Here is a 13,195-nt window from a genome sequence, read left to right as displayed (position 1 = left end):
GACCGCCGCGCGCGCCGGAGCCTGTAATTTTCACGACAGGTGAAATTGATATGCGATTCCCTTCTCTCTGGGCCAATGCCGGCCTGGCTACGCTGTTCGTCCTGCTCTGGAGCAGCGGCGCGATCTTCTCCCGTTGGGGGTTGGAGCACGCCTCAGCCTTCGCTTTTCTGTTCTTCCGCTGCGCCATCGCGCTGGCGGTGCTGTTGGCCATCGGCCTGTGGCGGCGCCAGTGCCTGCCCGCCGCCGGCACCCGTCGGCGCGTCGCGTTGATCGGCGTGCTGATGATCGGCAGCTATCAGATCTGCTATCTGCTGGCGTTGGAACAGGGCATTACGCCCGGCGTGCTGGCCACGTTGCTCGGCGTACAGCCGATCCTCACCCAGTTCATCACCGAACGGCGCTGTGCAGGGCTGCGCGCATTCGGGCTGGCGCTGGCGATGGCCGGGCTGACGCTGGTGGTGTACCAAAGCCTGATGGTGGCTCATTTCTCGCCGAGCGGCATGCTGTTCGCCTTTATCGCATTGGGGAGCATGACCGCCGGCACCCTGCTGCAAAAGGGCATGACGCAGCCGCCGCTGGCGGTCTTGCCGCTGCAGTATGCCATCGGGCTGTTGATGTGTACGCTGGCGCTGCCGTTTGAGCCGCTGCGGGTCGACTGGCGGCCTGAGTTCGTGCTGCCGCTGCTGTGGATGGCGGTGGTGATCTCAGTGCTGGCGACCTTCTTGTTGTATCGCCTGATCCAGCGCGGCAATCTGGTGCAGGTCACCAGCCTGTTCTACCTGATCCCGGCGGTGACCGCCCTGCTGGATTACCTGCTGCTCGGCCACGCGCTGGCGGCGCTGAGCCTGCTGGGCATGGCGGGCATCGTGCTCGGCGTGATGCTGGTTTTCCGCCGCGTATAAAGCAAAAGCCCCCGCGCCGTTCCACCGGCGCGGGGGCAACAACAGCCGTTAACTCAGAACAACCAGGAACCGTACCCCCACAGCAGCACCGTCACCCCAAGCAGCAGCTCGAGCAACAGGATACCGATAGCGAAGGTCGAGCTGGAGAAGATGAACCCTTCCTTACTGTCGATATTCAGGAAGTGCGGGATCCCCAGATTCAGCAGATAGCCCGAATAGCACAGGCCGATAATGCCGACAAACAGACACAGCCAGACGACCGGATAAAGCGCCACTACCCCGCTGAGGAACATCGGGGTCGCCACATAGCCGGCGAACACCATGCAGCGGTGCAGGCTGGGGCGCGATTCATAGCGCCGCGCCATCCAGTGAATGACTTTCCCCATGGCCGCTACGCCTGCCAGCATCAGCAGGTAGAACGCCACGGCGGTATAAAACGCGGTAAACATGTCGAGCCTGATGGCATGTCCCTCGCCGGAGAGCCAGCCCAACTGGGTGGTGCCGATAAAGGCGCAGACCACCGGGATGGCTGCCAAGAGCAACACGTGATGGGTGTATAGGTGCGAGACGCTTTCATTCTCGCTTTTTATCTGTTCGAACTCGGCGCTGGGATGCGCCAGAAGTCCCCAAACATGACTGACCATGAGACACCTCCTATCTCGCCGTAGGCCGCGATCGGCGAACGAATTTCACACCTCCGACGGACTGCTACCCGTGCGAGGATTGCGGCCACGGGGCTCTCTCCCCTGTACTAATTATAGTCTTTTGGCGAAAAAACGTGCGGAAAGCGAAAGGCGCGGCGCTTTGTCTTATACTCCCCCCATTAAACCCAGGCTGCGAGGAAGGTCATGTCATCCGCTATCACCACCCGCCAGGCGGGGATCGTCGACGTCGACGCCGGGCGCAACGTCACCGTAATCGAGCCCTGCAATCTGTACGGCTGCCGGCTCGGCGACGATGTCTTCGTCGGCCCGTTCGTGGAGATCCAGCGCCACGTCAGCATCGGCGCGCGCAGTAAAATTCAGTCGCACAGCTTTATCTGCGAATACGTCACCCTCGGCGAAGCGTGCTTTATCGGCCACGGCGTCACCTTCGCCAACGATCTGTTCAAAGATGGCGCGCCCAACGCCGATCCGGCCAGCTGGGGGCGCACCTGCATCGGCGATCGAGTGTCCATCGGCTCCGGCGCCACGATCCTGGCGGTGAAGATCTGCAGCGACGCGGTGATCGGCGCCGGGGCGGTGGTGACCCGTGACATCACCCGCAAGGGGATTTATGCCGGCAACCCGGCGCGCCTGCTGCGGGAGCTGCCGTAATGACCCCGGCCATCCGCATCGCGGCCATTGAGGCGCTGCCCGATGATTATCTGACGCGCGGCGATTTCAGCTTCACCATCGCCTGTTACGCTCTGCCGCAGTTTGACAGCCCGGTCGACAGCTGGCCAACCCACCCGGTGGCGCCGTTTCGCAAGCGGTATCCGCTGGCGCCGTTCGCCAACGAAGACAGCGTGACCTTCCTGGCGTATCGCCAGAATGACGCCGTTGGCCATATTACGCTGAGCAAAAACTGGAACGGTTACACCCTGATCGACGAGATCGCCGTCAGCGCTCACGCGCGTCGTCAGGGCATCGCCGGGGCGCTGCTGGACTGCGCCAAACAGTGGGCGCGGCAACAGGAAACCTCAGGTATGATGCTCGAAACGCAGAACAACAATCTGGCGGCCTGCCGCTGCTACCAGCATTACGGGTTTATTCTCGGCGGCATCGATCGTTTGCTGTACCGCGCCGAGCCGGAGATCGCCGATCACGAAATCGCGCTGTTCTGGTATTTGCCGTTCAATAGCGAAATCGGTTACTGATTTATCGAACGTCATTGAGGCTATGTTTACTTTTTAACCCCTACCATCGGATGAGAACTGTTATCACTTACTCTGATAAGCCAGCGACACCCAGGGAGGGCCGTATGAACCAGAACAAGGCTGTTTTACTGATGTTAGCTATCGCCATGAGCGGATGCGCCGAGCGCCCCGCCGCCGTCGTCCCCGCAACGCCGCCGACCGGCGTCACCGTTTCGCCGCCGGGCGTGCAGCCGGAGATGGACGCCAGCACCCGCAGCAAGCTGCGTGAGATCCTCGCGCTGCGCGCCGGTTGGCCCGCCGCGCAGCCGCATGGCCGCAGCGTCGATTTGATTTCGCGCGAATTCCTCGGCACGCCCTACCTCGCCAACCGCCTGATCGGTGCGCAGAACACGCCCGAGCGGCTGGTGATCGACTTCCGCGGGCTGGATTGCTTCACCTACATCGATTATGTGGAAGCGCTCAGCACCGCCCGCAGCGAGGCCGAGTTCGTTCAGCGTCTGGTGGACATTCGCTACGTCGACGGCAAAATCGCCTTCCCGCAGCGCAAACACTTCTTCACCGACTGGGCGCAGCGGCCGCACAAGGTGGCCGAAGACATCACCGCGCAGCTCAGCCCGCACGCCGTCACCCTCGTGAAAACCCTCAATCAAAAGGCGGACGGCGGCAGCTACCTGCCCGGTTTGCCCAACGTACAACGCAGCGTGACCTATATCCCCAGCGACAGCGTCGACGACAAGGTGCTGGCCCAACTGCGCACCGGCGATTACATCGGCATTTACACCAACCTCGCCGGGCTGGACGTGACCCATACCGGCATCTTCGTGATGACCGACAACGGCCCGGTGCTGCGCAACGCCTCATCGCGCAAGGCCAACATGCGGGTGGTCGATTCGCCCTTTATGGATTACGTGATGGCCACGCCGGGCATCGTGGTGCTGCGTTCACTCAGCCGATAATCCCCCATCGCATAACGGCTATAAGCTATAGCCGTTTATGCTGAGCGAGCGTTTGACTTCATCGGCGGTTCAGGCTTAGCTGTAAGAACAAAAAACAACTGATTTTATTGTTCTTTTCAGGGAGACTTCGATGACCTTACGCTGGCGTATCACCCCTCTGGCGGCGGCCTTCGCCGCCGTATTGGCGCTGCAGGGCTGCGATCAAAAAACCGACCAAAACCATATCAAAGTCGGCGTCATCAACGGCGCGGAACAGGACGTGGCGGAAATCGCCAGACAGGTGGCGAAAGAGAAATATGGGCTGGAGGTCGAGCTGGTCGGTTTCAGCGGCTCGCTGCTGCCGAACGACGCCACCGACAAGGGCGAACTGGACGCCAATGTGTTCCAGCACCGCCCGTTCCTCGAACAGCAAAACAAAGATCACGGCTATAAGCTGGTGGCGGTCGGCAATACCTTCGTCTTCCCGATGGCCGGCTACTCCAAAAAGATAAAATCGCTGAAAGAGCTGCCGGACGGCGCGGTGATCGCCATCCCACTCGATCCGACCAACCTGGGGCGCGCCCTGCTGCTGCTGGAAAAAACCGGGCTGATTAGCCTGAAGCCTGGCAAAGGGTTGCTGCCTACCGCCCTGGACATCAGCGCCAACCCGCATCGTTATCAGATCATGGAGCTAGAAGGCGCGCAGTTGCCGCACGTGCTGGACGATCCGAAAGTCACCGTCGCCGTCATCAGCACCACCTACATCAACCAGACCGGCCTGTCGCCGACCAAAGACGGCATCTTCATCGAGGATAAAGACTCGCCGTACACCAACATCATCGTCACCCGCGAAGACAACAAGGACGCGCCAAACGTGCAGAACTTCATCAAGGCCTATGAGTCGGACGAAGTGGCCAAGGCCGCCGAGAAAATCTTCAACGGCGGCGCGGTGAAAGGCTGGTAATGCCAGGCAAACCGCCTCAGGGGCTCTCCCCAAAGAGCCCCTTCCCGCTCATCATCGCCTTTTCTTATCTCACCATAAGAAAACCCGATTTATCCCGGCGACGAGCAGCGCGCATAATGGCGTTTATCCGCTGATTTCCAAGGTAAACAGGCATTATCATGACGCTCTCCGCTCCCGTACTTAGCCTTCTTGACGCCACACCGGACGATATGGCCGCCGTGCTGCGTATTTACACCCAGCACGTGCTGTACGGCGCGGCCTCATTTGAAGAGCAGCCGCCGACGCTGGCGGAAATGCAGCTGCGCCTGAGCAAGGTGCGGGAGGCCGGCCTGCCCTGGCTGGTGGCGAAAAGCGCAGGCGTCATTGTGGGTTACTGCTATGCCACGCCGTATCGCCCCCGGCCGGCCTATCGCTTTACCGTGGAAGACTCGGTATATATCGCCGAAGGGCAACAGGGCAAAGGCGTCGGAAAGGCGCTGCTGAGCGCGCTGATCGCCCGCTGCGAGCAAGGTCCCTGGCGCCAGATGCTAGCGATCGTCGGCGATTCCTCCGCCAACCGCGGCTCGCTGGCGCTGCACCAGTCGCTCGGCTTTACCAGCGTCGGGACGTTAAAGGCCGTGGGATTCAAGCTGGGGGAATGGCGCGACACCCACATCATGCAGCGCGCGCTGGGCGCGGGCGACAATCAGCATCCTTGAAGGCATGGCGACGCACGATAGGGAGTTAGCGTCTATAGTGAAGAGTGATTTCATTGAGTTAGCGCCAATCGCGCGCCACCTTTAACCGGTAAGGGAGAATCAAATGAAAATTATTCTGTGGATAGTCGCCATCATCTTTATCGTGGGTTTGTTGACGATTACCGGCGTTCTCAAACTGATCTTTTAATGCGCTTAATACGTCCCGCCCCTTCCGGGGCGAGACTTTTCATCATGCCTTGAAACGCGCGCGTACCGCGCCCAGCGCCGACACCGCCGCCAGCACCACGCCGCCGGCCACCAGCCCGAACGCCACGTTCAGCAGGGCCGGAACCACACCCTGCAAAAGATGGCCAAACGTCGGCACCACGGTGGTGTACGAGGCCCAGTCTTCGAACAGGTGATGCACCGGCGGCAAACCGTGGGTCAGAATACCGCCGCCGACCATAAACATGGCGACAGTGCCGACGATCGACAGCGTTTTCATCAGATAAGGCGCGGCGCGCACGATGCCGCTGCCGATGGCACGCGCCAACGCGCTGCCTTTGCGGCTCAGATACAGCCCCAGATCGTCCAGCCTGACGATGCCGGCGACAATGCCGTACACGCCGAGCGTCATCACGACGGCGATGCCGCACAAGACGATCACCTGCTGGCTGAAGGTGGCGCCGGCGACCGTGCCCAGCGTGATGGCGATAATCTCGGCGGAGAGCACGAAATCGGTGCGTATCGCCCCTTTCACCTTGCGCTTCTCATAGGCCGCGGCGTCCTCATTGGCGCCGGGCCCGTCCGATTTTTCCTCCTGCGCCGCCTTGCCGTGGCTCAGGCTGTGAAACACCTTTTCGAACCCTTCGTAAAACAGGTAGGCGCCGCCCACCATCAGCAGCGGCGTAATCGCCCAGGGCGCGAAGGCGCTGATCAGCAGCGCCAGCGGCACCAGGATCGCCTTGTTGATCAGCGAGCCTTTGGCGACGCTCCACACCACCGGCAGTTCGCGATCGGCTTTAACGCCGGTGACCTGCTGCGCGTTGAGCGCCAGATCGTCCCCCAGCACCCCGGCGGTTTTTTTCGCCGCCATCTTGCTCATTAAAGAGACGTCGTCCAGCAACGAGGCGATGTCGTCGATGAGGGTAAGTAAACTACTTCCTGCCAAAATGATTCATCCTTTTCATATTCACGGGCCATTCTATGTTTAGCATAGCGGTAAAGCGTCATAAAAGGATATGGGAGGATCTCGGAAAATGCCGGTCGGGCGTTAAGCCCCCTCGCCCGCCAGCCCCTCATCGGATCCGATAGCGGACACACGCGAGATATGTTGAAGGACAAGGCGATGGGCATCAAAGACGCACGATAAATGCGTACTCCCCTCAAGCAAACCAAATGCCACATGCACGCTGCCATGCTGTTCAACGAAACGCTGCATCGCTTGCGCATTGAACAACTCGTCCTGCGCGGCCGCCAGCAGCAAGGTCGGCAATCGCAGCGCCGCCAGTTGCTTGGCCGGGGTGCGCGGCGTCAATGCATTAGCCATATTGACGCTGTATTGGCAGACAAAATCGGGGGCGGCGGCCAGCACCGCCGGGGGAAAATTCAGGCTGACCGCCCGGGCTTGCCCAAACCACCGCCCGCCGCTGAGCGCATTGGCGACAAACGGCCATTGACGCACCTGGGCAAAACGGGCCGTCGCCGCCAGATCGCGGGCCATCCCGGAAAATGGCCCCAGCTCGGGCGCCAGCAGGATCAGGCTGTCCGCCTGCTGCTCGCCAGGATAGCGGGTCAAGTAGTTGAGCAACATCCCGGCGCCGCTGGAATGGCCCAGCAGGTGTCTGCGCGCCAACGGGAAACGGCGGCGCATTTCCGCCAGGATGACATCGACATCGCGCCAAATACGCTCAGGCCGCTCAACCGTCCCCCCGCTCTCCCGTGGAATCGCCATGTCCGCGGATATCCACCAGGCACACCGCGAGCGTTGGCTCGGCCGCCAACTGGCGCGCAAGAACGTCATACCCGGCGGCGCTGTTAACCCCGCCGCCGTGATACACCACCATCACGTCTTCGCTCTCGGCAGCGTGCCGATACAGGCGATAGCTCAACCCCTCGACGCAAGCGGACGACATGTCCACATGCCTGCCCGGCCACTCGCCGTAAGACTTCGCTTGCTCAACATAGCGGTCAAAATCAATCAAAGCGCACCTTTCCATGACGTTGTCGGTATTTCCTACGGCAAAATTCCCCGCCCTCACGATGATAAGCATATGAAATAACAGCAGGAACTACCATGCCTTTTACACGCTGAGCCCTTAGTATCAGGGCAGATCGCCCGCCGGCACATTGAGCTGCCAGGAAAGGCCGAAACGATCGTTGAGCCAACCGAAACGGGCGCTGAAGCCGTAGTCATCGAGCGGCATCAGCACCTTGCCGCCCTCCGCCAGCCGGTGGAACGCCCGCTCCAACGCTTCTTCGTTAGGCAGATTGATGAACAGCGACACCGCCGGGGTAAAGCTGAAGTCATGGCTGATCGGGCTATCGGTAAACACCAGGTTCTGTCGATCGAAATCGATGGCAGCATGCTTGATCAACCGCCGGCCGTCCGGCGTCGGGTCGTAATGCTGCACCTGCATGAGCCGAAAACGCTCGAACACCTGGCTGTAGAGATCGATCGCCTGCTGCGCCTCTCCCTGGAACATGACAAAGGTCGAAACCTGACTCATAACATCCCCTCCGGCAAACGTTGTGGTATTAATGGAGGATAGCGGATTACCGTTGAAGCGGCGGAAAGGAGCAACCATGAGCATCATTCATCGCCTGGCGCAGCCGGACGATCTCAACGGCCTGTTAGCCTTGTATCGCGAGCTGCGCCCGCAGGACGCGCCGCTGCGCGCCGACGACGCGCGCCGCACCCTGCAACGCCTGCTGGACGATCCGGCGATCCGCCTGGTGGTGGCGGCGGACGAGGAACAGCCGATCGCCACCTGCATGCTGGCGCTGATCCCGGGGCTGGCGCATCAGGCACAACCGTTCGGCGTCATCGAACACGTGGTGACGGCGGAGCCCTACCGCGGCCACGGCGTAGCGCTCGCCATGATCGAATACGCGCTGCAACTGGCCTGGCGTAAAGGCTGTTACAAGGTGATGCTGCTGTCGGGACAGCAACGCACCGGCGCGCACCAGCTTTATCTCAAAGCGGGTTTCGACGGCGATCGCGAGCGGGGATTTGTCATCAGACGGCCCGAAGGCCGATAGCGGCCTGCAGCAAACGGGCAGGCCGCCAGGCGGGTTATTCGCTGTCGTTTTTCGCCAGACGGGCGTCTTTTTGGCGGCGATAGTCACGGGCGGCGGCCGGGATCGGCGTCACCTTGCCGGTTTCAATCCAGCTGCGCAGCCGGTTGGCGTCGGCGAAGTGGGTGTATTTGCCGAAGGCGTCCAGCACCACCAGCGACACCGAGCGGTTACCGATCACGGTGCGCATCGCCAGGCAGTGGCCAGCCTGGTTGGTGAAGCCGGTCTTGGTCAGCTGAATGTTCCACTTCGGGTTGTACACCAGATGGTTGGTGTTGCGGAACGGCAGCGTGTAGTTCGGATCCTTGAAGCTGGCCATGCGCTCGGTGGTGGTGCTGAGCTGGCCGATCAACGGGTATTGCTTGGTGGCGATCAGCAGCTTGGTCAGATCGCGCGCCGTCGATACGTTATGAATAGAGAGCCCGGTCGGTTCCACGTAATGGGTGTTGGTCATGCCAAGCGCCCTGGCCTTGGCGTTCATCGCTTTGATGAAGGCGTTGTAGCCCCCCGGATAGTGGTGCGCCAGGCTGGCGGCCGCGCGGTTTTCCGACGACATCAGCGCCAGCAGCAGCATATCCTTGCGGCTGATTTCGCTGTTCAGCCGCACCCGCGAATACACCCCTTTCATCTCCGGCGTCTGGCGGATGTCCACCGCCAGCATCTCATCGAGCGGCAGGTGCGCGTCCAACGTGACCATGGCGGTCATCAGCTTGGTGATCGAGGCGATCGGCACCACTTCATCCGGGTTGCGCGCATACATCACCTTATGGGTTTGCATATCGACGACCATCGCGCTGCCGGAGGCCAGCTCAGGCTGGGTGGCGTGCACGGCGGCGGCGTTGTCGCTGGCCAGCGCGCGCGGCGCAAAGCCTGCGCCCGCCTGCAAAGCGAGCAGGGTCAGAACCAAAACACGTATTTTCACAGGCATTACTCTGAAATGGGGGCTTGAACTCAGCGAATTATATGTGAGGGTTCAGCGCTTGGCACTGGGATTGTATGGCGGATTTGTGACAAATTCTGTCGGCCGAAAAATGGCACAGCCCGCGGGCGCTCTGGGATGAACGCCCGCGTAGAAAAAGTTACAGCGCCGGCTGCCAGGCCGACTGCGGCAGCAGGTACAGCCCCGGCGTTTGCCGCGCTCCCGCGCCGACGATATGGCCGATGCCGGCCGCCATCACCGCCAGCGTGACGTCGAAGGCGTTGAGGCTGTCGCCGTAGCCGGCGGTCAGGTTGAACATCGACCCGTTGGCCAGCAAATAGACCGTCTTTTCATTCAGTTGGTAAGCATTCACATAAGGCATCGGCTCGTGGTGCGGCACGCCCTTGAGGAAGCCGACGTCGATCTCTTCCGCCACGTGGCCGACGTTGAGGATAAACACGCCGTCCTGCGCCTGTTGCAGATGCTGCGCCGAAAGCACGTTTTTCGCGCCGGTCGCGGTGGCGATCACGTCCGCCTGCGCGACCCCGCTCGCCAGATCCACCACCTGCCAGCCGTCATAACGCGCCTGCAGCGCGCGCGCCGGATCGATTTCCGCCACCATCACCTGGCCGCCGTAGGCTCTGGCCGCGGCCGCCGTCCCCTGCCCGACCAGGCCGTAACCGATCACCAGCACGCGCTTTTCATGCAGCGTCAAGTGGGTGGTCTGGAAGAAAGTGTGCCAGGCGGTCAGCCCAACCATATGCCGATTGTGCAGCCCCTCTTTCACCGGCAGATCGTCCCAGTTGAAGATCGGGTAGCGCGGCGCCACGCCGTTCAACCGGTTGATGCCCGAGCCGGTGGCCTCCAGCCCGGCGACGATCTGCGGGCCGTTCGGCGATTGGTGCAAACGGGTGGTCAAATCCGCTCCCATTTCGCACAAATGAGTCGGCCGCCAGGCCAGCGCGCGGTCGAAGGATTCCGACCATTCGCCGGCGCTCATGTCACGCCAGGCATAGGCCTGCGCGCCTCGCCGCTCCAGCCAGCTCACCACATCGTCCTGCACCGTAGTGGGATTGCAGGTGGTCAGGAAGATCGCCGCGCCCTTGTCCAGCAGGCCGGCCACCAGCGGCGCCATTTTCAGATCCAGGTGCATGTTGCACGCCAGCCGCACCCCGTGCAGGTCCGGCAACGCCGCCACCGCGGCTCGGGTGCGCGGCATATGGCGCATCGCCCAGCTCAATTCGCTCTCAAAATCCTGATACATCCGTTGCTCCTCTGGTGTGCCCCGCCGCCAGGCGTGGCAAAAAATTATCCCGCGCGGCCAAGCCGGCGGATCGCCTGCGGCGACAGGCCAAAGACGCGGATAAACGCCCGCCTCATGCGCTCCGGATCGCTGAATCCCACCGAACGGGCGATCGCCTCCAGCGGCTCGGCGCTCTCTTCAATGCGTACCCTGGCCGCCTCCACCCGCAGCTGTTCGATCACCTTGGCCGGCGTCTGCCCGGTTTCGGCGCGGAACAGCCGGCCGAACTGACGCTCGCTCAGGCAGGCGGCGTCGGCCAGATCCGCCACCGACAGCGGCAGGTGCAAATGTTCGCGCGCGTACGACAGCGCGGCGCGCATGCGATCCGACGACGGGTTCAACGCCAGCAACAGCGAATACTGCGACTGCCCGCCGGGACGACGGTGATAGACCACCAACTGCCGCGCCACGGCCGCCGCCAGGGTGGCGCCCAGATCGTCCTCGATCAGCGCCAACGCCAGATCGATGCCGGCGCTGATGCCGGCCGACGTCCAGATATCGCCATCGCGAATGAAAATGCGGTTGCTGTCGACGCGAATGCGCGGATAACTCTGCTGCAGCCGCGCCGCATGATACCAGTGGGTGGTGGCGCGTTTGCCGTCCAGCAGCCCGCAGGCCGCCAGAATAAACGCCCCGGTGCACACGCTGGCGATACGCCGCGCTCGTCGGCTTTGGTTGGCCAGGAACGCCACCAGCGCCGGTGACTGCGCCGCCATCACGTTGCCGCTGCCGCCGGCCACTACCAACGTATCGAAACGCTCGTCGCCGCACGGCTGCGTGGCGATTTCCACCCCGGCCGAGCTGGCGACCATGCCGCCCTGCGGCGAGATCGCCACGCAGCGGTAGGCCGGCGGGTCAGTGAACTGGTTGACGTTATCGAACGCCGCCAGCGGGCCGGCAAAGTCCAGCAGGTTGAAACCGGGAAAAACCACAAAACCGATCGTTTTCATGATGGCGCTTTTTGAGGGTTATCTGTCATATCAGCCAAATGCAGGGCGGCTATTATGGCTCAGGTCCAACGATAAAAATGAGGCGAATGTCATGTCTGAACCACTCGTGATTGTATTTCCCATCTATCAAGGCGTCACCCAGCTCGATTTCACTGGCCCACTGCAGTTTCTGCGCCGCATGCCGGGCGCGGAAATCATCGTCGCCTCGGTAGACGGCGCGGATGTCGAGTCGGAAGGCTTGCACTTCACCCAGTTGCGCCCGCTGCCGGAGATCCCGCGCTGCGACGTGCTGTGCGTGCCGGGCGGCAGCGGCTGCGCCCAGGCGCTGCAGGATAAAGCGTTCATGCAGCAAATCCGGCGGCTGGGGGCCGATGTCCGCTACCTGACCTCGGTATGCACCGGTTCGCTGATCCTGGCCGCCGCCGGTCTGCTGGCGGGCAAACGCGCCGCCTGCCACTGGTCGATGCGCGACAGCCTGAAGCTGTTCGGCGCCATACCCAGCGCTGCTCGCGTAGAACGCGACGGCAATGTGATCAGCGGCGGCGGCGTCACCGCCGGCATCGACTTTGCGCTGGCGCTGATCGCCGAACTGCACGGCGAAGACACCGCCCAAATGATCCAGCTTTATCTGGAATACGCCCCGGCGCCGCCGTTCGAGGGCGGCACGCCGGAACTGGCCCCGCCGCACATTTACGCCAGGGTACAGACGCAGATGGCGGAAAGCCTGGCGCGGCGCAGAGCGTTGGTGGCCCAAATCGCCCAAGGCTAGCGATCGGGCGTATACTTGCCCTTATGCGTCAGCCACATAAGGAGCAAGGAATGACCGATTTGGCCCACTACATTACGGACTACGGTTACTGGGCGTTGTTTATCGGCTGCCTGGCGGAAGGGGAAACCATCACGCTGCTGGGCGGCATCGCCGCCCATGAAGGCTTGCTGCACTGGCCGTGGGTGATCGCGGTGGTGGCGCTGGGCGGCATGATGGGAGACCAGCTGCTGTACTTCGCCGGCCGCCGGTTCGAAGGCCGCGTCATCTCGCGGCTCAAGGGGCAGGAAAAGCGCATCGCGCGCGCCAGAAGGCTGATCGCCCGCCACCCGATGCTGTTCGTTATCGGGGTGCGTTTCATGTACGGTTTCCGCATCATCGGCCCGGTGCTGATCGGCGCCAGCCGCCTGCCGCCGTCGCGCTTCGTGCCGCTCAATATCCTCGGCGCCATTCTCTGGGCGACGATCTTCGTCATGCTCGGCTATTTTGGCGGCCAGGCGATCGAACGCTTCGTTACCGGCTTCGACAAAAAGCTCTCCGGCCTGCTGTTTGTCGCGCTGGCGATCGCCGCCATCCTGCTGGTGCGTTTCTGGTGGCGTAAACGCCACCCGGAGTAAGCAAACG

At 62.2% G+C, this 13,195-nt stretch carries 17 protein-coding genes; 9 read left to right on the top strand and 8 right to left on the bottom strand.

Going from position 1 to position 13,195, the window contains the following annotated elements; translation table 11 throughout:
• The first annotated feature begins 50 nt into the window (after positions 1 to 50).
• Positions 51 to 902 carry a DMT family transporter gene (locus IT763_RS06170; RefSeq protein WP_115435722.1) on the top strand — a complete coding sequence of 284 codons (852 nt, stop codon included), beginning with the start codon at positions 51 to 53 and terminating at the stop codon, positions 900 to 902.
• Positions 903 to 955: 53 nt separating this feature from the next.
• Here the strand turns inward: IT763_RS06170 and IT763_RS06165 are convergent, their stop codons facing one another.
• Positions 956 to 1,546, bottom strand: a complete 591-nt coding sequence (locus IT763_RS06165; protein WP_019453944.1) for a Yip1 family protein — start codon at positions 1,544 to 1,546, stop codon at positions 956 to 958.
• A 204-nt stretch (positions 1,547 to 1,750) separates the two neighbouring features.
• Here IT763_RS06165 and IT763_RS06160 point away from each other — a divergent pair, with 204 nt between their 5' ends.
• From IT763_RS06160 to IT763_RS06140, 5 genes are all read left to right on the top strand, one after another.
• Positions 1,751 to 2,218, top strand: a complete 468-nt coding sequence (locus IT763_RS06160) for an acyltransferase (RefSeq protein ID WP_049299467.1) — start codon at positions 1,751 to 1,753, stop codon at positions 2,216 to 2,218.
• Positions 2,218 to 2,760, top strand: a complete 543-nt coding sequence (locus tag IT763_RS06155; RefSeq protein WP_206195260.1) for a GNAT family N-acetyltransferase — start codon at positions 2,218 to 2,220, stop codon at positions 2,758 to 2,760. The genes IT763_RS06160 and IT763_RS06155 overlap by 1 nt, the downstream gene beginning before the upstream one ends.
• Positions 2,761 to 2,864: 104 nt before the next feature.
• Positions 2,865 to 3,716 carry a DUF1460 domain-containing protein gene (locus tag IT763_RS06150; RefSeq protein WP_151254842.1) on the top strand — a complete coding sequence of 284 codons (852 nt, stop codon included), beginning with the start codon at positions 2,865 to 2,867 and terminating at the stop codon, positions 3,714 to 3,716.
• A gap of 130 nt (positions 3,717 to 3,846) precedes the next feature.
• The gene (locus tag IT763_RS06145) at positions 3,847 to 4,659 is read left to right on the top strand and encodes a MetQ/NlpA family lipoprotein (RefSeq protein ID WP_079449537.1); all 813 of its coding nucleotides are present in this window, start codon (positions 3,847 to 3,849) and stop codon (positions 4,657 to 4,659) included.
• Positions 4,660 to 4,817: 158 nt separating this feature from the next.
• A complete protein-coding gene (locus IT763_RS06140) occupies positions 4,818 to 5,357 on the top strand; it encodes a GNAT family N-acetyltransferase (RefSeq protein ID WP_206195259.1) in 540 nt (179 codons plus the stop codon).
• A 229-nt stretch (positions 5,358 to 5,586) separates the two neighbouring features.
• On the opposite strand, the gene IT763_RS06135 is transcribed toward IT763_RS06140, so the two are convergent.
• From IT763_RS06135 to IT763_RS06125, 4 genes are all read right to left on the bottom strand, one after another.
• The gene (locus tag IT763_RS06135) at positions 5,587 to 6,507 is read right to left on the bottom strand and encodes a DUF808 domain-containing protein (protein ID WP_206195258.1); all 921 of its coding nucleotides are present in this window, start codon (positions 6,505 to 6,507) and stop codon (positions 5,587 to 5,589) included.
• Positions 6,508 to 6,609: 102 nt separating this feature from the next.
• Positions 6,610 to 7,290: an alpha/beta fold hydrolase gene (locus IT763_RS06130; RefSeq protein WP_241005490.1), complete on the bottom strand. Its 681-nt coding sequence runs from the start codon at positions 7,288 to 7,290 to the stop codon at positions 6,610 to 6,612.
• Positions 7,256 to 7,540: a lysophospholipase gene (locus IT763_RS23340; protein WP_240429726.1), complete on the bottom strand. Its 285-nt coding sequence runs from the start codon at positions 7,538 to 7,540 to the stop codon at positions 7,256 to 7,258. The genes IT763_RS06130 and IT763_RS23340 overlap by 35 nt, the downstream gene beginning before the upstream one ends.
• A gap of 120 nt (positions 7,541 to 7,660) precedes the next feature.
• A complete protein-coding gene (locus IT763_RS06125) occupies positions 7,661 to 8,065 on the bottom strand; it encodes a VOC family protein (protein ID WP_016928646.1) in 405 nt (134 codons plus the stop codon).
• Positions 8,066 to 8,141: 76 nt separating this feature from the next.
• Here IT763_RS06125 and IT763_RS06120 point away from each other — a divergent pair, with 76 nt between their 5' ends.
• Positions 8,142 to 8,597: a GNAT family N-acetyltransferase gene (locus tag IT763_RS06120; protein WP_016928647.1), complete on the top strand. Its 456-nt coding sequence runs from the start codon at positions 8,142 to 8,144 to the stop codon at positions 8,595 to 8,597.
• Between the two features lie 34 nt (positions 8,598 to 8,631).
• Here IT763_RS06120 and pbpG read toward each other — a convergent pair whose 3' ends face one another.
• The 3 genes from pbpG to IT763_RS06105 form a co-directional block, all read right to left on the bottom strand.
• Positions 8,632 to 9,561 carry a D-alanyl-D-alanine endopeptidase gene (gene pbpG / locus IT763_RS06115; RefSeq protein WP_028127653.1) on the bottom strand — a complete coding sequence of 310 codons (930 nt, stop codon included), beginning with the start codon at positions 9,559 to 9,561 and terminating at the stop codon, positions 8,632 to 8,634.
• Positions 9,562 to 9,712: 151 nt separating this feature from the next.
• Positions 9,713 to 10,816, bottom strand: coding sequence for an adenosylhomocysteinase (locus IT763_RS06110; RefSeq protein WP_049299461.1), 1,104 nt, complete (start codon positions 10,814 to 10,816; stop codon positions 9,713 to 9,715).
• A gap of 44 nt (positions 10,817 to 10,860) precedes the next feature.
• Entirely contained in the window at positions 10,861 to 11,805 is a 945-nt protein-coding gene (locus IT763_RS06105; protein ID WP_143778709.1) for a GlxA family transcriptional regulator, read from the bottom strand.
• Positions 11,806 to 11,896: 91 nt separating this feature from the next.
• Here IT763_RS06105 and IT763_RS06100 point away from each other — a divergent pair, with 91 nt between their 5' ends.
• Positions 11,897 to 12,574, top strand: a complete 678-nt coding sequence (locus IT763_RS06100; protein WP_206195257.1) for a DJ-1/PfpI family protein — start codon at positions 11,897 to 11,899, stop codon at positions 12,572 to 12,574.
• 50 nt (positions 12,575 to 12,624) lie between these two features.
• Positions 12,625 to 13,188 carry a DedA family protein gene (locus IT763_RS06095; protein WP_025301947.1) on the top strand — a complete coding sequence of 188 codons (564 nt, stop codon included), beginning with the start codon at positions 12,625 to 12,627 and terminating at the stop codon, positions 13,186 to 13,188.
• Positions 13,189 to 13,195: the final 7 nt, after the last annotated feature.

This window comes from Serratia sp. CMO1, from assembly GCF_015689115.1.
Classification (GTDB): Bacteria; Pseudomonadota; Gammaproteobacteria; order Enterobacterales; family Enterobacteriaceae; genus Serratia; species Serratia marcescens.
The sequence above is the reverse complement of the archived record's forward strand: the minus strand, read 5'-3'. Positions and strand labels throughout refer to the sequence as shown.

Coding starts and splice junctions, on each gene's coding strand:
- IT763_RS06170 (WP_115435722.1), top strand. CDS start 51: ATGCGATTCCCTTCTCTCTGGGCCAATGCCGGCCTGGCTACGCTGTTC.
- IT763_RS06165 (WP_019453944.1), bottom strand. CDS start 1,546: ATGGTCAGTCATGTTTGGGGACTTCTGGCGCATCCCAGCGCCGAGTTC.
- IT763_RS06160 (WP_049299467.1), top strand. CDS start 1,751: ATGTCATCCGCTATCACCACCCGCCAGGCGGGGATCGTCGACGTCGAC.
- IT763_RS06155 (WP_206195260.1), top strand. CDS start 2,218: ATGACCCCGGCCATCCGCATCGCGGCCATTGAGGCGCTGCCCGATGAT.
- IT763_RS06150 (WP_151254842.1), top strand. CDS start 2,865: ATGAACCAGAACAAGGCTGTTTTACTGATGTTAGCTATCGCCATGAGC.
- IT763_RS06145 (WP_079449537.1), top strand. CDS start 3,847: ATGACCTTACGCTGGCGTATCACCCCTCTGGCGGCGGCCTTCGCCGCC.
- IT763_RS06140 (WP_206195259.1), top strand. CDS start 4,818: ATGACGCTCTCCGCTCCCGTACTTAGCCTTCTTGACGCCACACCGGAC.
- IT763_RS06130 (WP_241005490.1), bottom strand. CDS start 7,290: ATGGCGATTCCACGGGAGAGCGGGGGGACGGTTGAGCGGCCTGAGCGT.
- IT763_RS06125 (WP_016928646.1), bottom strand. CDS start 8,065: ATGAGTCAGGTTTCGACCTTTGTCATGTTCCAGGGAGAGGCGCAGCAG.
- IT763_RS06120 (WP_016928647.1), top strand. CDS start 8,142: ATGAGCATCATTCATCGCCTGGCGCAGCCGGACGATCTCAACGGCCTG.
- pbpG (WP_028127653.1), bottom strand. CDS start 9,561: ATGCCTGTGAAAATACGTGTTTTGGTTCTGACCCTGCTCGCTTTGCAG.
- IT763_RS06110 (WP_049299461.1), bottom strand. CDS start 10,816: ATGTATCAGGATTTTGAGAGCGAATTGAGCTGGGCGATGCGCCATATG.
- IT763_RS06105 (WP_143778709.1), bottom strand. CDS start 11,805: ATGAAAACGATCGGTTTTGTGGTTTTTCCCGGTTTCAACCTGCTGGAC.
- IT763_RS06100 (WP_206195257.1), top strand. CDS start 11,897: ATGTCTGAACCACTCGTGATTGTATTTCCCATCTATCAAGGCGTCACC.
- IT763_RS06095 (WP_025301947.1), top strand. CDS start 12,625: ATGACCGATTTGGCCCACTACATTACGGACTACGGTTACTGGGCGTTG.